Origin of the sequence: Nesterenkonia lacusekhoensis (assembly GCF_017876395.1) — a bacterium.
Classification (GTDB): domain Bacteria; phylum Actinomycetota; class Actinomycetes; order Actinomycetales; family Micrococcaceae; genus Nesterenkonia; species Nesterenkonia lacusekhoensis.
Genome location: NZ_JAGINX010000001.1, coordinates 442725 through 462921, shown reverse-complemented (window position 1 = coordinate 462921; position 20197 = coordinate 442725). Strand labels below are relative to the sequence as shown.

19 protein-coding genes and 1 tRNA gene are annotated in these 20197 nt (G+C 66.3%); 10 read left to right on the top strand and 10 right to left on the bottom strand.

The genetic code is table 11. The features are described from left to right. Positions 1-71: 71 nt before the first annotated feature. From JOF45_RS02265 to JOF45_RS02245, 5 genes are all read right to left on the bottom strand, one after another. A complete protein-coding gene (locus JOF45_RS02265; RefSeq protein ID WP_210047597.1) occupies positions 72-2291 on the bottom strand; it encodes an NADP-dependent isocitrate dehydrogenase in 2220 nt (739 codons plus the stop codon). A 175-nt stretch (positions 2292-2466) separates the two neighbouring features. After that, positions 2467-3801 (bottom strand): magnesium transporter, encoded by a 1335-nt coding sequence (gene mgtE / locus JOF45_RS02260; protein ID WP_210047596.1) that lies wholly within the window; start codon positions 3799-3801, stop codon positions 2467-2469. Positions 3802-3989: 188 nt separating this feature from the next. Next, positions 3990-5624, bottom strand: coding sequence for a bifunctional phosphoribosylaminoimidazolecarboxamide formyltransferase/IMP cyclohydrolase (gene purH / locus JOF45_RS02255; RefSeq protein WP_210047595.1), 1635 nt, complete (start codon positions 5622-5624; stop codon positions 3990-3992). Between the two features lie 103 nt (positions 5625-5727). Next, positions 5728-6408: a response regulator gene (locus JOF45_RS02250; protein ID WP_210047594.1), complete on the bottom strand. Its 681-nt coding sequence runs from the start codon at positions 6406-6408 to the stop codon at positions 5728-5730. Beyond that, positions 6405-7673, bottom strand: a complete 1269-nt coding sequence (locus JOF45_RS02245) for a sensor histidine kinase (protein ID WP_210051240.1) — start codon at positions 7671-7673, stop codon at positions 6405-6407. The genes JOF45_RS02250 and JOF45_RS02245 overlap by 4 nt, the downstream gene beginning before the upstream one ends. A gap of 202 nt (positions 7674-7875) precedes the next feature. Here JOF45_RS02245 and phoU point away from each other — a divergent pair, with 202 nt between their 5' ends. Then, a complete protein-coding gene (gene phoU, locus JOF45_RS02240; RefSeq protein WP_210051238.1) occupies positions 7876-8532 on the top strand; it encodes a phosphate signaling complex protein PhoU in 657 nt (218 codons plus the stop codon). 105 nt (positions 8533-8637) lie between these two features. Here the strand turns inward: phoU and JOF45_RS02235 are convergent, their stop codons facing one another. After that, positions 8638-9198: a hypothetical protein gene (locus JOF45_RS02235; protein ID WP_210047593.1), complete on the bottom strand. Its 561-nt coding sequence runs from the start codon at positions 9196-9198 to the stop codon at positions 8638-8640. Positions 9199-9834: 636 nt separating this feature from the next. Between JOF45_RS02235 and JOF45_RS02230 the strand changes: the two genes are divergently transcribed. The 9 genes from JOF45_RS02230 (at position 9835) to JOF45_RS02190 (ending at position 18214) form a co-directional block, all read left to right on the top strand. Beyond that, entirely contained in the window at positions 9835-11154 is a 1320-nt protein-coding gene (locus JOF45_RS02230; protein ID WP_342591367.1) for a trans-sulfuration enzyme family protein, read from the top strand. Positions 11155-11163: 9 nt separating this feature from the next. Further along, positions 11164-11466, top strand: a complete 303-nt coding sequence (locus JOF45_RS02225) for a DUF2516 family protein (protein ID WP_210047591.1) — start codon at positions 11164-11166, stop codon at positions 11464-11466. A gap of 40 nt (positions 11467-11506) precedes the next feature. After that, positions 11507-12253 carry a phosphoglyceromutase gene (locus JOF45_RS02220; protein WP_210047590.1) on the top strand — a complete coding sequence of 249 codons (747 nt, stop codon included), beginning with the start codon at positions 11507-11509 and terminating at the stop codon, positions 12251-12253. Between the two features lie 133 nt (positions 12254-12386). Then, a complete protein-coding gene (tmk, locus tag JOF45_RS02215; protein ID WP_210047589.1) occupies positions 12387-13028 on the top strand; it encodes a dTMP kinase in 642 nt (213 codons plus the stop codon). Continuing rightward, the gene (locus JOF45_RS02210) at positions 13021-14220 is read left to right on the top strand and encodes a DNA polymerase III subunit delta' (protein WP_210047588.1); all 1200 of its coding nucleotides are present in this window, start codon (positions 13021-13023) and stop codon (positions 14218-14220) included. Before tmk ends, JOF45_RS02210 begins: the two co-directional genes overlap by 8 nt. Beyond that, complete coding sequence (locus JOF45_RS02205; protein ID WP_210047587.1) at positions 14217-15767, top strand: alpha/beta hydrolase; 1551 nt, start codon at positions 14217-14219, stop codon at positions 15765-15767. The genes JOF45_RS02210 and JOF45_RS02205 overlap by 4 nt, the downstream gene beginning before the upstream one ends. 92 nt (positions 15768-15859) lie before the next feature. Continuing rightward, positions 15860-16825: a universal stress protein gene (locus tag JOF45_RS02200; RefSeq protein WP_210047586.1), complete on the top strand. Its 966-nt coding sequence runs from the start codon at positions 15860-15862 to the stop codon at positions 16823-16825. Between the two features lie 31 nt (positions 16826-16856). After that, positions 16857-16932 (top strand) — tRNA-Thr (locus JOF45_RS02195). A gap of 97 nt (positions 16933-17029) precedes the next feature. Beyond that, positions 17030-18214 carry a tyrosine-type recombinase/integrase gene (locus tag JOF45_RS02190; RefSeq protein WP_210047585.1) on the top strand — a complete coding sequence of 395 codons (1185 nt, stop codon included), beginning with the start codon at positions 17030-17032 and terminating at the stop codon, positions 18212-18214. A gap of 60 nt (positions 18215-18274) precedes the next feature. Here JOF45_RS02190 and JOF45_RS02185 read toward each other — a convergent pair whose 3' ends face one another. The 4 genes from JOF45_RS02185 to JOF45_RS02170 form a co-directional block, all read right to left on the bottom strand. Further along, a complete protein-coding gene (locus tag JOF45_RS02185; protein ID WP_210047584.1) occupies positions 18275-18490 on the bottom strand; it encodes a hypothetical protein in 216 nt (71 codons plus the stop codon). 2 nt (positions 18491-18492) lie between these two features. After that, positions 18493-19641, bottom strand: a complete 1149-nt coding sequence (locus JOF45_RS02180; protein WP_210047583.1) for a peptidoglycan recognition protein family protein — start codon at positions 19639-19641, stop codon at positions 18493-18495. Beyond that, entirely contained in the window at positions 19638-19796 is a 159-nt protein-coding gene (locus JOF45_RS02175; protein WP_210047582.1) for a hypothetical protein, read from the bottom strand. The genes JOF45_RS02180 and JOF45_RS02175 overlap by 4 nt, the downstream gene beginning before the upstream one ends. 64 nt (positions 19797-19860) lie before the next feature. Further along, positions 19861-20190, bottom strand: coding sequence for a hypothetical protein (locus JOF45_RS02170; RefSeq protein ID WP_210047581.1), 330 nt, complete (start codon positions 20188-20190; stop codon positions 19861-19863). Between the last annotated feature and the right edge of the window lie 7 nt (positions 20191-20197).

Here is a 20197-nt window from a genome sequence, read left to right as displayed (position 1 = left end):
CCGGCACTCCGCAGAGCACCGGGCCTCCATCGGACCTGGTCAGACCCCTGAAGGGTCCGAATGTTCGGCGATCAGGCCTTGATGCCGTCGATGACCGAGTTCAGGGTCTCGGAGGGACGCATAGCCGCGAAGGCCTTGGCGTCGTCGGGACGGTAGTAGCCGCCCAGATCCACCGAGCTGCCCTGTACACCGTTGAGCTCAGAGACGATCTGCTCCTCCCCGGAGGTCAGCGCCTCAGCGACCGGGCCGAAGACCTCGGCCAGGTCCGCGTCCTCGGTCTGCTGTGCCAGCTCCTGGGCCCAGTACTGGGCCAGGTAGAAGTGGCTACCACGGTTGTCGATGCTGCCCAGCTTGCGCCCCGGGGAGCGGTTCTCCATCAGGAAGGTGGCCGTAGCACGGTCCAGGGCGGAGGCCAGCACCTTGGCCCGCGGAGCATCGGCCTGCTCGGCGTACTTCTCCAGGGAGGGCACCAGCGCGAAGAACTCGCCCAGCGAGTCCCAACGCAGGTAGTTCTCCTGAGCCAGCTGCTGGACATGCTTGGGGGCGGAGCCGCCCGCACCGGTCTCGAAGAGGCCGCCGCCGGCCATCAGCGGAACGATGGAGAGCATCTTCGCCGAGGTGCCCAGCTCCAGGATCGGGAACAGGTCGGTCAGGTAGTCGCGCAGCACGTTGCCGGTCACCGAGATGGTGTCCTCGCCGCGGCGGATACGCTCCACCGAGTACTTCGTGGCCTCCACCGGGTCCAGGATCTTGATCTCCAGACCTGCGGTGTCGTGATCACCCAGGTACTTCTCCACCTTGGCGATCAGGTTGGCGTCGTGGGCGCGGTCCTTGTTCAGCCAGAACACGGCGGGAGCACCGGTCTCACGGGCGCGGTTGACGGCCAGCTTCACCCAGTCCTGGATGGGGGCGTCCTTGGTCTGGCAGGCGCGCCAGATGTCGCCGGCCTCGACCTGGTGCTCGATCAGCACATCTCCGCCGGAGCTGACCACCTGGACGGTGCCTGCCTCGGCGATCTCGAAGGTCTTGTCGTGGGAGCCGTACTCCTCGGCCTTCTGCGCCATCAGGCCGACGTTGGGGACAGTACCCATCGTGGTGGGATCGAAGGCCCCGTTGGCCCGGCAGTCATCGATGACGGCCTGGTACACCCCAGCGTAGGAGGAGTCCGGGATGACAGCCAGAGTGTCAGCGGTCTCGCCGGTCGGGCCCCAGCCCTTGCCGCCGTTCCGGATGACCGCCGGCATGGAGGCGTCCACGATGACATCGGAGGGCACGTGGAGGTTGGTGATGCCCTTGGAGTCATCGACCATGTACATGTCCGGGCCGTTCTCCAGGCCCTTCTGGTACTCGGCCTTGATGCCCTCGCCGGCCTCGCCGAGCTCCTCGGCGCCGGCCAGGATGGAGGCCAGGCCGTCGTTGGCCGAGAGGCCGGCCTCTGCCAGTGCCTCGCCGTACTTCTCGAAGAGGCTCGGGAAGAAGGCCTTGACGATGTGGCCGAAGATGATCGGGTCGGAGACCTTCATCATGGTGGCCTTCAGGTGGGCCGAGAAGAGCACGCCGCGGTCCTTGGCCTCCTGGACTGCCTCAGCCAGGAAGGCATCCAGGGCCTTAGCGGACATGAAGGTGCCGTCGACGACCTCTCCGGCCTGGACCTTCAGGCCCTCCTTGAGGACCTTGGTCTCGCCGGCCTCGGTGACCAGCTGGATGGTCAGGGTGTCCTCTGCCTCGAGGACCACCGACTGCTCGTTGGAGGCGAAGTCGTTCTCGCCCATGGTGGCCACGTCGGTCTTGGAGTCCGCGCTCCACTCGCCCATGCGGTGCGGGTTGGAACGCACGAAGTTCTTCACCGAGGCAGGCGCGCGGCGGTCCGAGTTGCCCTCGCGCAGCACGGGGTTCACTGCGGAGCCCTTGACCTTGTCGTAGCGGGCGCGGATGTCGCGCTCCTCATCGGTCTCCGGGGACTCCGGGTAGTCCGGCAGAGCATAGCCCTGGGACTGCAGCTCCGCGATGGCGGCCTTGAGCTGCGGCACCGAGGCGGAGATGTTCGGCAGCTTGATGATGTTGGCCTCGGGGTCCTTGGCCAGCTGGCCCAGCTCAGCCAGGGCATCCTCCTCAGCCTTGTCCTCACCGACGTAGTCGGGGAACTGGGAGACGATGCGGCCGGCCAGCGAGATGTCGCGGGACTCCACCTCCACCCCTGCAGTCGACGCGAAGGCCTCGACGATGGGCTTGAAGGAGTAGGTGGCCAGCATCGGGGCTTCGTCGGTGTGGGTGTAGATGATCTTTGCCATGGGCAGCATCTCCCTCGAGGTCGTTGCGGATTCTGTCATCCAGGTCTCAAATGTCCGCGTATCAATCTACCCGACGACGACGGCGCCCACCGCCCGGTGACGACCGGTCCCGGACTCAGACTCGGCCGGCGCACCGCCGCGTCCCCGCGCAGGGCCAGGGAAGGGCCAGGGCGGCTCAGATGCCCAGGATGGTCTGGGCGATCAGGAAGTAGATGACCAGACCGGTGGCATCGACGAACGTGGCGATGAAGGGGTTCGCGAAGACCGCCGGGTCGAAGCCGAGCTTCTTGGCCAACAGCGGCATCAGACCGCCCACTGAGGCCGCCAGGGAGCACAGGGTGAGCATCGTCAGCCCGATGACGGCGCCGACGTCCCAGCCATAGATCAGTCCCACCAGGATCACCGCGAGCACGCCGAGCGACCCTCCCAGGGTCACGCCCACACGGAATTCTCGCCAGAGGACTCTGAACACGTCTCTGGTGGCGACGTCCCCCAAGGCCAACGCCCGAGTGATGGTGGTGGCCGCCTGGTTGCCGACATTGCCGCCGGTTCCGATCAGCAGCGGCACGAACAGCGCCAGCACCACTACGGAGCCCAACGTGTCTTCGAACCGGTCCAGCACGGTCACCGTCAGCGTGGCACCCACGGCGAGGACCAGCAGCCAGACCACGCGCAGCCGCATCAGGTGCAGCACCGGAGTGGAGAGGTAGGGACGGTTCAGCGGCTCAGCACCACCGTGACGGGCCGCATCCTCGGTCTCTGCCCGTTCCAAGATGTCCAGCGCGTCATCCACGGTGAAGATGCCGACGACCCGGTGCTCCTTATCGGTCACCGGCATGGCCAGGTGCTTACGATCGGCACACAGGCGCGCGGCGTCCTCAGCGTCGTGGTCGGCGTCGACCGAGTCGGCCTCCGCCATGAGCTCTTCGATGAGGACGTCATCATCAGAGGAGACCAGCTCGCGCAGTGAGACCACCCCTTTGAGCAGCCGAGCACGGTCCACCACGGGAAGCGTGTAGAGGGTCTCTGCGTCCTGACCGGAGCGGCGGATCTTCTCCATCGCTTGGGAGACGGTCCAGCGTTCGGGCAGCGCCACGAACTCCGGGGACATCTGGCGCCCGATGGTTCCTTCCGGATAGCCCAGCACGATGTTGGTCAGGCTGCGCTCGCGCGGATCCAGATGACGCATCATCTTCCGCGCCACCGACGCCGGCATCTCGTCCATCAGACGGACACGGTCGTCCGGGTCCAGGGATTCGAAGAAGTGCGCGACGTCGAGGTCTTTGAGCCCCTCGATGATCTCGCGCTGCAGGGACTGGTCCAGCATGTCCAGGACTTCGACAGCGGTGTCTTTGGGCAGCAGACGGAAGGTCACCGCACGGTCTTTGACGCCGAGGCGCTCCAGAAAATCGACGACGGCGCCTGTGCTCAGGGCATCCAGCGACGTACGCAGATCGCGCAGCCGCTCGCCACGGATCATGTCCTCCAGGTCATCGAGCTGTTCGGTCATCGAACAGTGCCTCCTTCATCAGCTTCAGAGGTCTGCTAGTGGTCACGGCATGCCCCACCGGCGCCATGACCCAAGCAGGTCTGCGCCGAGGGGCTAGGTACTGGATCGACTCATCTCACGCTCGCTCTCTGGAGGACTCCTGCGCCCCTGTCTCAGCCCGGCCGCTGCGGGCAGCTGGAGAATGTCTCTCAGTGGAAGAAGTGACGGGCCCCGGTCAGATACATGGTCAGGCCAGCCTCCTCAGCGGCGGCGACGACCTCCTCATCACGCTGAGATCCGCCAGGCTGCACCACGGCGCGCACTCCGGCGGCGATCAGGCTCTGGAGCCCGTCGGCGAAGGGGAAGAAGGCATCCGATGCCGCCACGGAGCCGCGAGCACGGTCCACGCCGTCGCCGGCCAGCGTGTTGGCCCGCTGCACGGCCAGACGGCAGGAGTCCAAGCGGTTGACCTGTCCCATGCCGATGCCCACCGTGGCCTCCTGATCGGCCAACAGGATCGCGTTGGACTTCACCGACCGCACGGCGCGCCAGGCGAAGGCCAGATCGGCCAGAGTCTGCTCATCGGCGGCCGGGCCGGCGGCTAGCTTCCAGTTCTCCGGGTGGTCGCCGTCGGCGTCCAGAGCGTCGGAGGCCTGCAGCAGCATGCCACCGGAGATCTGCTTGTACTCCACGCGTTCGCGGCTGTGCCCCTCGGCCAGCTTCAGCAGACGGATGTTCTTCTTGCGGGAGAGGATCTCCAGCGCCTCATCCTCGAAGTCCGGGGCCACGACCACTTCGGTGAAGATCCCGGAGACGGTCTCGGCCATCTCCCGGGTCACCGGACGGTTCGCGGCGATGACGCCGCCGAAGGCAGAGAGCGGATCGCAGGCGTGCGCCTTCTGGTGAGCCTCTGCCACAGTGGACGCCGTGGCAACACCGCAGGGGTTGGCGTGTTTGATGATCGCCACCGCCGGCTCAGAGAAGTCGAAGGCGGTGCGGACCGCCGCGTCGGCGTCGACGTAGTTGTTGTAGCTCATCGCCTTGCCGTGCAGCGTCTCCGCCTGAGCCAGGCCGGGCCGGCCCTGGGTCTCGGCGTAGAGCGCGGCCGGCTGGTGGGAGTTCTCTCCGTAGCGCAGGCCGGTGACCCGCTCCAGCGCCAGACCGGCATAGGGCGGGAACTGCAGCTTCTTGTCATCGGTCCCCAACGGGGAGGCGGGGAGGCTGGAGGCGTCGAAGTCGTCGTCGAACTGCTGCGAGGTCCAGCGGGCCACGGCCGTGTCATAGGCGGCGGTGTGGGCGAAGGCCAGGGCGGCCAGACGCTTGCGGGCCTGCAGGGTGAAGCCGCCGTCCTGTGCGGCCGCGAGGACCTCTCCGTAGCGCAGCGGGTCCACGACCACGGCCACTGAGGCGTGGTTCTTCGCAGCGGCACGGACCATGGAGGGCCCGCCGATGTCGATCTGCTCGACGATCTGGTCCTCGGATGCTCCCGAGGCCACCGTGTCGGCGAAGGGGTAGAGGTTCACGATCACCAGGTCGAAGGGCTGGATCTCCAGCTCGTCGAGCTGCTCCCGGTGATCCTCACGGCGGCGGTCGGCCAGGATGCCGGCATGCACGCGAGGATGCAGGGTCTTGACCCGACCGTCCAGGCACTCCTGGAAACCGGTGACCTCTGAGACCTCCGTGACCGGGACGCCGGCCGCGGCGATCCGCTTGGCGGTGGAGCCGGTGGAGACCAGCTCGACGCCGGCGCTGTGCAGACCCTTGGCAAGGTCATCCAGACCGGTCTTGTCATAGACGGAGATCAGAGCTCGGCGGATCGGCTGGCTGTTCTCTGTGGTGCTCATACACACTCCTGACCTCAAGACCGGATCTGACCAGGGTCCAGTCTAACGCGCTCTGCGGTGCCGGGAATCTCCGAAGTCGGCGCAGCTGCCTGCCTCCCGCAGGTCATGCCTCGAACTTATAGCCCAGGCCGCGGACGGTGATCAGGTAGCGAGGGTTGGAGGGGTCCGGCTCCAGCTTGGCCCGCAGCCGCTTCACATGGACGTCGAGAGTCTTGGTGTCCCCCACATAGTCCGAGCCCCAGACGCGGTCGATGAGCTGTCCACGGGTGAGCACACGGCCGGCGTTGCGCAGCAGCATCTCCAGCAGTTCGAACTCTTTCAGCGGCAGGGAGGCGGCCTCTCCCCCGACCTCCACCGTGTGACGCTCCACGTCCATCCGGACAGGCCCGGCAGAGACCATCGAGCCCTCGTCGATGTCGGTGTCCACGTGACGGCGCAGCACGGCGCGGACCCGGGCCAGCAGCTCGCGCGAGGAATACGGCTTGGTCACGTAGTCGTCGGCTCCGAGCTCCAGCCCGACCACCTTGTCGATCTCAGAATCTTTGGCGGTCAGCATGATCACCGGGACCTGCGAGCGCTGCCGGATCTGCCGGCAGACCTCAGTGCCCGGCTGTCCCGGGAGCATCAGGTCCAGGAGGACCAGGTCGGCGCCCTCCTGGTCGAAGACATCGACTGCGGAGACTCCATCTTCGGCCACAGTGACGTCGTACCCCTCCTTCTCAAGGGTGTACGCGAGAGCCTCTGAGAATGAGGCCTCGTCTTCGACGATGAGAATCCTGGTCACTCTTTTCCTCCTGCTGGATCAGATCCTGGGCTGTCAGGTGCTGGTGTGCGGTGCGGTGTCTCCGATGCAGCGTGCCGCTGCGGGTTCTGATCGGACGGCTGCCCCTCCGGCTCCGTCCGTGAGCTGCTGGGCAGGTCCACGCTGTCCATGGACTCGTCGAGCTCCGGCAGACGGACGGTGAAGGTGGACCCCCTGCCCTGCTGGGACCAGAGGGAGACCTCACCGCCGTGGTTGCTGATCACGTGTTTGACGATGCTCAGGCCCAGCCCTGTCCCGCCGGTCTGGCGAGAGCGAGCAGTGTCCACCCGGTAGAAGCGTTCGAAGATCCGCTCCTGGTCCTCCTGGGCGATCCCGATCCCCTGGTCGGTGATGGTCACCTGGGCGATCCCATCCCGAGAGGACAGCCCGATCCCCACCCGGGTGTTCTCCGGTGAATAGCGTACGGCGTTGTCGATGAGGTTCCGAAAGGCCATCATCAGCTGGTCGCCGTCGCCGTGGACCCGTCGGGGCAGAGACCCGCCGAGGCGGATCTCGATGTTCTTCGACTCCGCGGGCAGCCGGGAGCGGTCCGCAGCCTCGGAGAGGACCTCGTGGAGATCCACCGGAGTGCCCTGGTGGACGATGTTCTTGCCCTGGACGCGGGAGAGCTCGATGATGTCCTGGACCAGGGCCGCCAGGCGACGGGACTCTTTGTGGAGGCGCTGCGAAAAGCGGGTGACGGCCTCGGGGTCGTCGGCCGCGTCCTCGATGGTCTCGGTGAGCAGACTGATCGCGCCGACCGGGGTCTTCAGCTCGTGGGAGACGTTGGCGACGAAGTCATTGCGGACCGCCTCGATCCGCGAGAACTCGGTGCGATCGTCGGCCAGGATCAGGATGTATTCGTCGCCCAGCGGGGCCACCCTCAGGTGGACCACGATGGACATCTCCCCGCGCAGGCCGCGCGGGAGCTCATATTCCTGGTCGATGATGACGCCGTCGGCGCGGACCCTGGCAGTCAGGTTCAGCAGCTCCTGATGCACCACCGTGTGACCACGGACCAGGCCGAAGGCGTAGGCCGAGGGATTGGCGCGCACGACGCCGTCCACGGTGTCCACCACGATATAGGCCAGTCCCAGCGAGGCCAGGACTTCGGTGGCGCCCTCCGGCATCGTAGGCTCGTCCACATCGATGCCCGCGGCGCGCTGCCGTTCGCTGACCCGGAAGGCGTGCATCCCGACGACGCCGAGTGCGAGGCCGACGACGCCGGAGATGGTCGCGATGATCAAGGGGTCCACCCCTACAGCTTATGCATGCGTTCATATGCGCGTCGCCCTGAGCCGGACACGATGCCAGGCGTTCAACTGACGTTCACCTGAGCGTCGACTGCTGTGATCCGGAGCGTTCACCCGCGGGGAGCAGACTGTCCCGATGGGGAGCAGCCCCAGTCGGGCACCGGCCCATGATGCTCAACGAAAGGACCCCGTTCACGTGCGCAAGCTCTTCCAAGCAGATCTGCAGAACCTCGGCGAACAGCTGATCGAGATCTCCTCTTTGGTGTCCACTGCCATGGACCGGGCGTATGTGTCCTTCGAGAGCGCTGACGTGCAGCTGGCTGAGGAAGTCATCGCCGCTGACACGCAGATCGACAGACTGCAGGTCGAGCTGGACGAGAAGGCGATCGACCTGCTCGCACTCCAGGGACCGGTGGCCTCGGACCTGCGCGTGATCGTGGGCGCACTCCGAATGAGCACCTCCCTGGAGCGCATGGGCGACCTGGCCCGGCACATCGCACAGCTGGTACGGCTGCGCTACCCGGACCAGGTCGCCCCGGCTCAGCTCCACTCCACCTACGAGCAGATGGCCAAGCACTCCTTCGCCGTGGCCGACCACGTCACGAAGCTGCTGGAGACTCGCGAGATGGATCTGGTGGAGAAGATCATGTCGCTCAATGAGCAGATCAACGAGCTCCACGCCGGGATCTTCACCGTGATCGCCACCGATGAGTGGGACGCCTCGGCGGCGACGACGGCCGACTGTGTGCTGACCAGCCGCTTCTTCGAACGCTTCGGGGACCACGGCGTCGCCGTCGCGAAGAAGGTCGAGTACCTGGTCACCGGCGAGTGGGACTCCCGCTACAGCGAGTGACGTCGGGCAGCGCGGGCGGCTGAAGCCGCGTCGAATTGTGTACCCAATTGAAGTGATTGAAGGACGCAATCCCCCTATTCACACTGGTGCGGCACACAATTCTGCTCATCTAGAGGAGTGGAGTCGAAGAACGCGTCGGGTGAACGCTGCGAATCCATCTCGGAAGTCCGTGCGATTTGCGAGCAACACGTCCCACCCGTCAGCCCGGAATTCGGCATTACGACGCTCGTCCTTCGCCTGCTGCTCCGGGACGAAATGGTGCGCGCCCTCGTACTGCAGGGCGATTCTCTTCTCCCGATACCCGGCGTCACTCACCGGAGAGTAGCGCTCCTGCGGCCTCAGCCGGACCTGCAGCTCCGGTTCAGGCAACCCAGCCCTGAGCAGAGCAAGGCGCATCAGCGTCTCCGGCGGCGAGTCGGCGCCCACGCGCACCATCTCCGCCGCCTGGCGGGCCCGGGCGATGCCGGTCCGCCCCCTGCCACGTCGCACCGCTGCGCGGATATCCCCGACGCCGGCCATCGGCTCAGTCTGTACCTCCAGGTCCCGGTGCGGTTCCCTGACCAACCGGTCGCCGAGCACGACGAGCTCATCCACCGTCAGCAGAGCGGCCATCTCGACGAAGACCCAGTGCGCTTGGGTGACACGGACGCCGTCGTGATGCGCCAACGGCGCCGCATGCCGTGCCCGATGAAGGCGGATCTGCGGGTCTTCCGAGCTCCGATGTGACCGACCGAAGCCGCTCAGATGCAGGGGCCACGCACCGAATCGCGGCGGAAGAGGCAACTCATAGAGCTGGGCTGCAGTGACGTGACTGACCCAGACCTGCGGACTCCTCGAGCAGAGAGCGCGCAAAATACCCAGGTCAGGGGCCTGCGACGCGTCGCCTGCGTCGACTGACACCCCCGCGCTGCTGCCCGGACCGAGCCGGTCCAACACCTCGTAAGTCCCATGGGCCACACGGCGGATGTCTTTCGCACGCAAGCGGCTGTCAGTGACTCCGAGCGCGAGGGCTTCGGCTCTGGTGAAAGGCCCGTCTCTCAGGACTGACGGAAGGAGGCCAGGAGTTCGCATACAGGGAGCATGGGGCGTGAGGATTCGACTGCTGTCGAACGCTTCAAGAACTGTGGATTCCCGCGCGCGGCGCAACTCCCATCCGCCGTTTCTGGAGGAATCTCCGTCCCGAAACGTGTACCGACCGAATCGCGTACCGGATTGTCGCGAATAGGAGAGTCGGGGACGGCATTGTCGAGAATGAGGTACGCAATTCGCGAGCGAGCGGCGGGAATCCCGTACGGTGGCAGTGTGAGCAGCGAGAACCAGCACCACCGGCAGACTGAGCGGACCTTCGTCGTCTCCGCCGGCCGGCCCCATGAGCCCAACTCCCCGGTGAACCCGCCGGTGGACTTCACCTCCACCTACACCTACCGCCCCAGCGTGGACCAGCCGCAGGTCTACGCGCGCGAAGGCATCCCCTCCTTCAGGCCCTTGGAGGAGCTGATCGCGGGACTCGAAGCCGGGACCCGCTCGTCTCTCGCCGGCGCGGGCTCGTCGGCCGACGGCAGCCGCGCAGCCAACGACGGCGGCGCAGCAAGCGACAGCGACGTCAGAGCCGGAGCCCCGCAGTCCCCGGAGATCCCGCCGGCTCTGCTCTTCTCCTCCGGACTCTCGGCCATCTCCGCCGTGCTGAACCTGCTGCCCCTGGGCAGCCACGTCATCCTGCCCACGCACTCCTATATGGGCTTCTTCACGATGGCCCAGCAGATGGCCGACAAGGGCATGATCACTCTGCATCGGGTGGACATCGCCGAGACCGACCAGGTCAGGGCCACGTTGGATGAGGTCGCCTCGCTGGCCCGCGGTCAGGAGGCGGAGGTCCTGCTCTGGATCGAGTCCCCCACCAATCCGATGCTCGAGGTCGCCGACCTCCCCGCCCTGACCGCCGAGGCCCGGCGCCACGGCATCCTCACCGCCGTGGACAACACGTTCGCCACCCCGCTGCGCCAGCGGCCGCTCGAGCACGGCGCCGACATCGTGGTCCACTCGGTGACCAAATTCCTCTCCGGCCACTCGGACGTCATCATGGGGGCGGCCGTCACCTCAGATCCGGAGCTGCACCGACGCCTGCACGCCCACCGGAACCTCCACGGCACCATCCCCGGACCGATGGAGGTCTTCCTGGCACTGCGCGGGGCCCGCACCCTAGCCATCCGCCTGGATGCCGCCGAGAAGAACGCCGGCGACCTGGCCCGACGGCTGGAGGCCCTGACCTCTGAGGCCACGCTGCCGCTGCGCTCAGTCTCCTACCCAGGTCTGCCCAGCCATCCCCAGCATGCGCGCGCCTCGGCGCAGCTGGGCGGATTCGGCGCCATCGTCACCCTCGACACCGGCAGCAGACAGGCCGCCGACGCCGTGCTGGAGAACCTGCGCCTGTGGACCCCCGCCACCAGCCTGGGCGGCGTCGAGTCTCTGGCTGAGCGGCGTCGTCGTCACCCCGGAGAGCCCGAGACCGTACCGGAGGGGCTGATCCGACTCTCCGTGGGGATCGAGGACGCCGAGGACCTCTTCGACGACCTGCTCGGCGCGCTGCGCACAGCCGCCGACATCCTCCGCGAGAACGGATAGCATCTACATATGACTTCCTCGCCCATCTGGCATTTCGTCGCGATCGCCGAAGGCTGGCTCTTCCTGGCTTTCGGCCTCGGCTGCCTCGCACTCTCGGTGGTGGCGCTGATCAAATGCCTGCCGAAGAACGCGCAGCGCTTCGAAGCTGCATTCAAACGGACCAAAGGGTTCTGGATGGCGATGACCGGAGGTGCCGTAGCACTGTCGTTCTTCGGCATGATCGGAGGCCCCTTCGGCTTCCTCTTCCCGGTGATCGGCGCATGCATGGCCTCGGTCTACCTCGCCGACGTCGACCCTGAAGTCTCCGGCTGACCTCTCACCCTGCACACGTCTCGAAGGGACCCCACCACTGATGGCATACAACCTGATCCTGCTCCGCCACGGACAGAGCGACTGGAACGAGAAGAACCTGTTCACCGGCTGGGTCGATGTCCAGCTGACCGAGAAGGGCCGGGCCGAGGCCGCCCGCGGAGGCGAGCTGCTCAAGGAGAACGGGCTGCTTCCCGACGTCGTCCACACCTCTCTGTTGCAGCGTGCGATCACCACCTCGCACCTGGCCCTGGAGACCGCCGACCGCCTCTGGATCCCGGTCAAGCGCAACTGGCGGCTCAACGAGCGCCACTACGGCGCGCTGCAGGGCAAGGACAAGACCCAGATCCGCGAGACCTACGGAGACGACCAGTTCATGATCTGGCGCCGCTCCTACGACACCCCGCCCCCGGAGATCGACGCCGATGACGAGTTCTCCCAGGCAGGTGACCCCCGCTATGCAGACCTCGGCGACTCGGCACCGAAGACCGAGTGCCTCAAGGATGTCGTCGAGCGCTTCCTGCCCTACTGGGAGGCCGAGGTCATCCCGGACCTGAAGTCCGGCAAGACCGTCCTGCTGGCCGCCCACGGCAACTCGCTGCGTGCACTGGTGAAGTACCTGGACGGCATCAGCGACGAGGACATCGCCGGGGTGAACATCCCCACCGGAATCCCGCTGCACTACGAGCTGGATGAGAACTTCGCGCCGGTCACCACCGGCGGGACCTATCTGGACCCGGAGGCCGCTGCAGACGCCATCGAGGCTGTGGCCAACCAGGGCAAGAAGTAAGACCGGGCACACCGCCCACTGTGCCGAAGCTGCAGGATCTGCCCGTCTGTGACGGGTACGGTCCTGCAGCTTCTGTCTGTCCGGCGGGTCGGGCCCCCGGACCAGGTCGGTGCAGGTGGGTAGGCTGGTCTCCGTGAACGAGACACCACGGGGACGCTTCCTCGCCGTCGAAGGCGGGGACGGCGCAGGAAAGACCACTCAGATCGACCTGCTCGAAGCCTGGCTGACCGAGCGGGGACTCTCCTGCGACCGCACCCGTGAGCCTGGCGGCACCCCTGTCGGAGAGAAGATCCGCTCGCTGCTGCTGGAGCACGGCCAGGGTGAGATCGACCCGCGGACTGAGGCGCTGCTCTTCGCCGCCTCCCGCGCAGCCCATGTGGTCCAGCGCATCGAGCCGGCCCTGGCCGCCGGCGCCTGGGTGCTCACCGACCGCTACGTGGACTCCTCTGTGGCGTATCAGGGTCTGGGCCGAGAACTCGGCACCGAGGCCGTGGCTCAGGTCAACGAATGGGCCATCGGAGGTCTCCAGCCGGACCTGACCATCGTGCTGGACCTGGATCCGGCGGTGGCCCGTGAGCGCATGGCCTCCCGCGGCGACGGCCGGGCCGACCGGATGGAATCCGCCGGGGAGGAGTTCCATGCCCGGCTGCGTTCGGCCTTCCTGGACCGTGCCGCTGCCGAGCCCCACCGCTACCTGGTGGTCGACGCCGCTCAGGACTCCCAGACCGTGCAGGCCCAGATCCGTGCCCGCACAGAGGAGCTGTTGCATGACTGAGACAGAGACGACGCCGACCTCGGTCTTCGACGAGTTGGTCGGCCAGGACGCTGTGGTGGAGCAGCTGCGGCGCGCCGCCGGCAGCGGCGCCCCGGCCCACGCCTGGCTCTTCACCGGACCCCCGGGGTCCGGACGCTCCAATGCCGCCCGCGCCTTCGCCGCCGCGCTGAACTGCGAACGCCGGGACTCCCCGGGCTGCGGAGAGTGCTCCTCCTGCCGCCTGGTGGCCGCTGAGGGGCACCCCTCGGTGAAGATGGTCTCCACGGAGAACGTCTCCTACCGGATCGAGGACGTCCGCGAGCTGGTGACCACCGCTCAGGACCGGCCGCAGAACGCCCGCTGGCGCGTGATCGTCGTCGAGGATGCCGACCGGATGACCGAGCGGGCCACCAATGTGCTGCTGAAGTCCATCGAGGAGCCGCCGCCGCATACCATCTGGATCCTGTGCGCTCCCAGCCCTGCTGATGTGCTGGTGACCATCCGCTCGCGCTGTCGTCTGGTGAGCCTGCGCATCCCACCGGCTGACGCGGTGGCCGAGCTCCTGGCCGCCCGCGACGGGCTGAACCAGCAGCAGGCCCATTTCGCCGCCCGGGTCTCGCAGAACCATATCGGCGTGGCTCGGCGGCTGGCTCGGGGCCCGGAGGCACGGACCCGCCGTGAGGACATCGTCACCCTGCCGCTGCGCGTGCGCAGCTCCTCAGACGCCGTGCAGGCCGCAGGCAAGCTGGTGGAGATGACTCAGGCCGACGCCGAATCCGATGCCGATCAGCGCTTGGCCCAGGAGCAGGCGGCGCTGCGCCGATCCCTGGGTCTGGACCCGGAGGAGAAGATCCCGCCGAAGCTGCGCAGCCAGTTCAAACGCTTGGAGGAGGACCACACCCGCAGGACCAAGCGTGCTGTGGCCGACTCCCTGGATCGGGCGCTGATCGATCTGACCGCGGTCTACCGGGACGTGCTGAGCCTGAAGCTGGCGACCGGCGTCGAGCTGATCAATGAGCATCTGCGCCGTGAGATCACCGACTACGCCGAGGGCACCAGCCCCGAGCACGCGCTGGCCTGCCTGGACTCCATCAGCACCGCGCGGACACGGATCGCCCAGAACGTCCCGCCGCTGCTGGCGATGGAGGCTCTGATGATGGCCTTCACCTCTGCCCCGAAGTCTGCCTCTGTGAAAGGAAGCCGCTCCGCGTGACACGCTCCTCGTCCCGTTCCCTGCTGGCCGCAGGCTCCGCGCTCGCCCTGCTGCTGACCGCCTGCGGAGCTCAGAACGAGCCCGACCAGTCCTCCGGGGACGAGGAGACGCCGCTGGCGGAGCGGGAGGAGTTCGCTGAGTACTACGGCCAGGAGCTCTCCTGGGAGGACTGTGAGGGCTCGCGGGCCTGCGCCTCGGTCACCGTGCCCATGGACTACTCCGACCCTGAGGGCGAGCAGATCGAGATCGAGATCATCAGCTCAGAGACCGCACAGCACGACGACGCCGACTACCTGCTGACCAATCCTGGCGGTCCGGGATCCTCCGGCTATGACATCGTGGCCGACCAGCTCAACGGCACCTTCACCGACGCGGTGACCGATGAGTATGACGTGGTGGGCTTCGACCCGCGCGGGGTCCACCGTTCGGCCCCGGTGCAGTGCCTGGACGATGAGGGGATGGACGCCTACCGCGAGCAGGTCCAGGAGGACGACCTGGATGAGGAGCAGGCCCAGGAGGAGGCTCGCGAACAGGCCGCCGAGCTCGCCGAAGACTGCGAAGAGGGCACCGGTCCGGTGCTCGAACATGTGGACACCGTCTCCGCGGTCCGGGATATGGACATCATCCGTGCGGCTCTGGGCGAGGACGAGCTGAACTATCTGGGCTTCTCCTACGGGACCAAGCTGGGCATGACCTATGCCGAGCACTATCCGGGGACGGTGGGACGGTTCGTCCTGGACGGCATGATGGACACCTCCGTCGACTCCCATGAGCTGGAGCTGGCCCAGGCGCGCGGCTTCGAGGACGCGCTCCAGGGTTACGCCGAATGGTGCGTGGAGCAGGAGGACTGCCCAGTGGACGGAGAGCCCGACGAGGTGATCAGCACGGTCCAGGACCTCTTCGAGCAGGTCCACCGGGAACCGTGGGAAGCACCCGATGGGCGCAGCGTGACGATCAGCGTGTTCGTCAGCGGCTTCATCCTGCCGATGTATGACCCGCAGGGCTGGGAGTTCCTCAACGAAGGACTGAGCGCGGCCCTGGACCAGGGCCACTTCTCCCATTTCCAGTACTGGGCGGACCAGTCGGCGGGCCGGGCCCAGGACGGCAGCTATGACTGGATGAGCCAGCTGGCCTTCGGTGCCATCATGTGCCTGGACTACCCGGTCTCCTCGGATGCGGAGGACATCGAACAGGAGGTCGAGGAGCTCACAGAGGCAGCTCCGACCTTCGGCCCGTATCTGGGGCATTCGGGCGTGACCTGCGACGAATGGCCGCATGAGCCGGTCGGTGAGCCGTGGGAGCCGGAGCAGGCACAGCAGGCCGGTGAGATGCTCATGATCGGCACCACCGGCGACCCGGCCACTCCGGTGCAGTGGGCGGAGAACATGCACGCACTGGTCCCCGAGTCCTCTCTGCTGATCTCCGAAGGCGAGGGCCATCTGGCCTACCGGCCCGGAGCCGAGTGCGTGACCGACCTCGTCGAGGGCTACCTGCTCGAGGGCGAGCTCTTCGAAGGCCGCCAGGAGTGCCCCGCGCCGGCCTCCTGAGCCTCAGACAGGGCCTGCAGCGTCCTGATGGTCGAGAGTAGACTGGTGCCCCGGCGGCACTGAGGCCGTCGGAACTGATCCAGGAGGCTCTGATGAACGACGAAGTTCAGAACACCGTCCACCCGCTCGGCGTGATCCTCGGTTTCGACGGCTCCCAGCAGGCCACCCGCGCCCTGCACTGGGCCGCACGCGCCGCTCAGCGCCGCGGACTTCCACTGACTGTCATCACCGCCTACACCGTTCCCGCGGCGATCTCGGGCTACAGCGACCCCACCACTGATCTCACCGGTGACTCGCTGGCCCGCCAGGGAGCAGAGGACATCATCGACGAGGCCCGCCGCTACCTGGTCGACTATCCGGGAGAGGTGAGCTTCCGGATCGAGTACGGCGATGCCGCCGGAGTGCTCATCGGGCTCTCCACCCAGGCTTCCTTCGTCGTGGTCGGCAGCCGCGGTCGCGGCGGCTTCATCGGGATGATGCTGGGTTCGGTGGCCTCATCGGTTCCGGCCCACACCGAATGTCCCTGCGTGGTCGTCCCCGCCAGCTATGACCCGCAGGCCCACAGCGGACAGACGCTGTTCTCCCCGTCCGAAGATCCCCGGCCGGTCACAGTAGGCGTCGACGGTTCACCGCACAGCCGCGCTGCGGCCTGGGCAGCAGCAGAGGCAGCCGTGGGACGTGGCACGGTGCTGCGCGTGATCCTGGCCATGCCGCCGCTGGATGCTGCGTTGATCTGGTACCCGGAACTGGCCCCGCGCGATCCCGAATTCACCCAGCGTCATCGCAAGCAGCTGCAGAAGCGCCTCCGTGACGAAAGCAGCAGACTGCTGGAGCACTTCCCGCAGCTGAGGCTCGAGCAGGACGTGGTGGAAGGCTCTGCGGCCGAGGCCCTGGTGGCTGAGACGCCGAAGTCCCAGCTCACCGTGGTGGGGACTCGCGGCCGTGGAGGGATCGCCAGCACGCTGCTGGGCTCGGTGTCCCGCGGCCTGCTGCTCAAGGCCGACGGCCCGGTGATGGTGGTTCCGCAACGCTTTGACCAGTCTGAGCCGCCCGAGTAAAGTGATGACTCGCGCGCTTCGCAGCGCGCAGGCCTCCATAGCTCAGCTGGTAGAGCATTCCACTCGTAATGGAAAGGTCACCGGTTCAAATCCGGTTGGAGGCTCCACTCCGAAGCCCGGAATGACAGGGATGCAGAGCCACCAGCTCGAAGCCGTTCCCCAAAAAATCGGTTCTGTTCCCCAAAGCGGCGGTACAATGGCCCTATGGCAAGCATTGAAGCGCGCCCAGGTAAGCGCGCAACCTCTTACAGGGTCATTTGGGTACACAAGGGTCAGCGAAAGTCAGCAAGCTTCAAGTCTCAGCAGGCCGCGGAAAACTGGAAGCACCTGATCGAGCAGACCGATGGCGACCAGGACGCGGCAGAGCGAGCGCTCCTCAAGTCAGCCTCAGCCGCGCCGCTACTCTCCGAAGTAGCAGAGCTCCACATGAGCCGCCTCATCGACGTAGCACCATTCACGCTCCGCACCTACAGGCAGACACTCCGTCTGCACCTGCACCCGCTGGATGTACCCGTAGACACCATCACAGAAGACGACGTGGCGCGCTGGGTGTCCTGGATGCAACGGGAAGGCAAGCAGACGATCAGCCAGCGCACTGGCGAGGTGGTCTCACGTTCCGGGTACAGCCCGAAGACCATCAAGAATAGCCACGGCTTCCTGTATAGCGTGCTCCAGTTCGCCATCAAGCGCGGCCACATCAAGACCAACCCGGCGGCAGACACCCGACTCCCACGCAAGGGCATCACCAGCGAGCGTGACAAGTTCCTCACCGTGGAGGAGTTCTACGCGCTCCTTCCCCACGTTCCCCAGAAGTACCAGCCTCACGCGCTCTTCCTGTTCTTCACAGGCATGCGTGCCGGTGAGATGCTGGCACTCACCCCGGAGGACTTCACCGTCGCGGATGGGGTCACATACGTCACTGTGAACAAGGCGGTGAAGCACGACGCGGACGGGAAGACGGCCATCATCGGGGAACCAAAGACAACCCGATCACGCCGCCGCATCGATGTGGACGAAGCCACAATGGGCCACGTGTGGCCGCTCATTCGGGCAGCAGCGCACGGAGAACAGGTGTTCAAGGTGCCGAAGCCTCACACGTCGGTTGCCCTGTACAAGTGCATGTGGAAGCCAGCGATGCAGCGAGCCAAAGACGCTGGATTCACAAAGTCGCCCACTGTGCATTCACTCCGGCATTCCCACGCCTCCAACCTCCTCGCGCTCGGCTTCCCGATGCACGAGGTGTCCCGACGACTGGGGCACTCCTCGCTGTCGTTCACTGACGCCGTGTACACACACATGACACCTGCGCGCCAGTCGGCAGCGTCGGCGCTTCTATCCGCTCAGATCCCTGCCGCCTCCACTCCCCCATCGCAGTTGGAAGCCAGCTAGACACAGAAAAAGCGCCCCCTGAAACTAGGATCACCTAGTCTCAGGGGGCGCTTCTGTGTGTTAGCTCATGTCTTGCTCTGTGCCTTGTTGCTTGAGCTTATCGGACGGAGTGTTCGGGAGTGCGAGGACTGCTGATGCGAGACCGAGGATAGCGCCCCCGACTGTGACAGCCTGCTCCTCTGTCAGGAAGCCCAGCACAACAGCCACAGGGATAGCCGCAGAGATGACACCGTAGATGTACTTACGGGTCTTATCGCTCTTGATGATGTGTCCCATGATCAGTAGACCTTTCCGTCGTATCCACGTGTCTTGGAGTGTGCGCTGGGCGGCTGGGGTGCCAGATGCCTTCGCTGGTCGTTGAGGAAAGCCTTCTCTGCCTTCGTCAGTTCGTCGGTCCATGCGCCGTTGGTCACGTCACCGGAGAAGAATCCTCGGTCCCGGAGTGCGCGCTTGAGGCCGCGCCCGTACTTGCCGGTCTGCTTCTTGCCCCAGCCGACGCCGTATCCCTTGCCGGACTTCGCAGAGGGGTTCCAGGCACCGCGTAGCCAGCGTTTGATGGCCGCGTGTACGCTGCCGTCCCGGTCGCTCCAGTCGCCGGTGCGGCGCAGAAGGTCCTCCCAGGCGAGGAAGAACTCGCGGGACCTGTCAGAGGTCAGCGGGAGGTCTCGGTCGGGCCACTGTCCGTGATGCAGGACGTCAGTGGACCCGCCGTACTTGCGCTTCTCGACCGCGGATTTCGGCACCCACAGGTCACCGACGCCGGTCCACCACCGGGAGTCCTGGCCGGACCCGATCAGCAGCTCACCCTGCTTCACGTCCCGGACTTTCTTGTGCGTGGACAGTGGGCCGCTGCGCAGCTCGGTGTCGCGGGTGGCGCGGAGGAAACCGGTCAGGTTGTTCTTCGGCTTGGTGGTGGCCGGGGTTGCGCCGCTGTCGGCCCGGACAGCGCGGAGCGGGCTGACGGAGTTCTTGCCGGAGCAGGCCGTGGCGAAGACATCGCGGTGCAGCGCGGTGAATCGGTCGGTGGTCCACCAGCCCTGCTTCCGGCCGTAGTCCAGAAGCCATGCCGCCGCCGCGACCTGCGCCGCAGTCAGCTGCTCCCGCTCGTAGTTGCCGATGAAGCAGATGCCCACTCCGCCGGTATTCCGATTGATCGTGTGAGCAGAGACCCGACCGATACTCACGCCCTGGAAGATCCGACCCGAGGGCGGGATCAGGAAGGTGTAGGACATGCCGACCCGGTAGATGCTCTGGCCGACCTGCTCCACGGTGCGCACCGCGGCACAGTCCTGGGCGAAGGTCGCCTTCGGGCCGGAGTGTCCGGTCACACTGTGGTGCCCGTAGACGGACAGTCGGCCCACGGGTCGGTTGCCGTATCCGTCCTGGAACCGTGCGCCCCAGGAGGCGCGGGAGATGATCGTGCTCATGCCTCCACCTCCTCTGCTTCAGCCAGCTCCTCGGCGTAGACCTTCTCCAGGTCCAGGCCGCTGTCCTTGTCGTCCGGGTCCGCGTCGAGCAGCGACACATCTACGTCGTCGTCAAGCTCGATAGGGATGTCGTCATGGACCATGTGCTTACCCATAGGCTCCTCCTTCAGGGACATGAGAAAACCCCCGTCCATATGGAGCGGGGGTCAGTTGGTGTGGTCAGTGGCCTTCAGGCCAGGGCGGCAGGCTGTCCGGGTCAGCCTGGTAGGTGACAATCGTGTGCTGTCTCAGTCGGTAGGCGTACTCCCAGTACAGTGCAGTTCGGCGCTGGTGGCGGATGGACTCTGCCCGAACCTCATCGGCCTCAGCCTCAGCGTCCCGGACCTCCTGCTTCAAGGTGGCGATGGTGTCACGGCGGTCCTTAGCCTGGGCTCTTTCTCGCTCGTGTCGGCCTTTGAGCCAGTCCCACGCGCCTTTGATGAACGCGGTCAGCAGTAGTGAGAGTGATCCGCCGCCGAGTAGGTAGATCAGAGGATTCTCGTCCCCCATGAGAGCC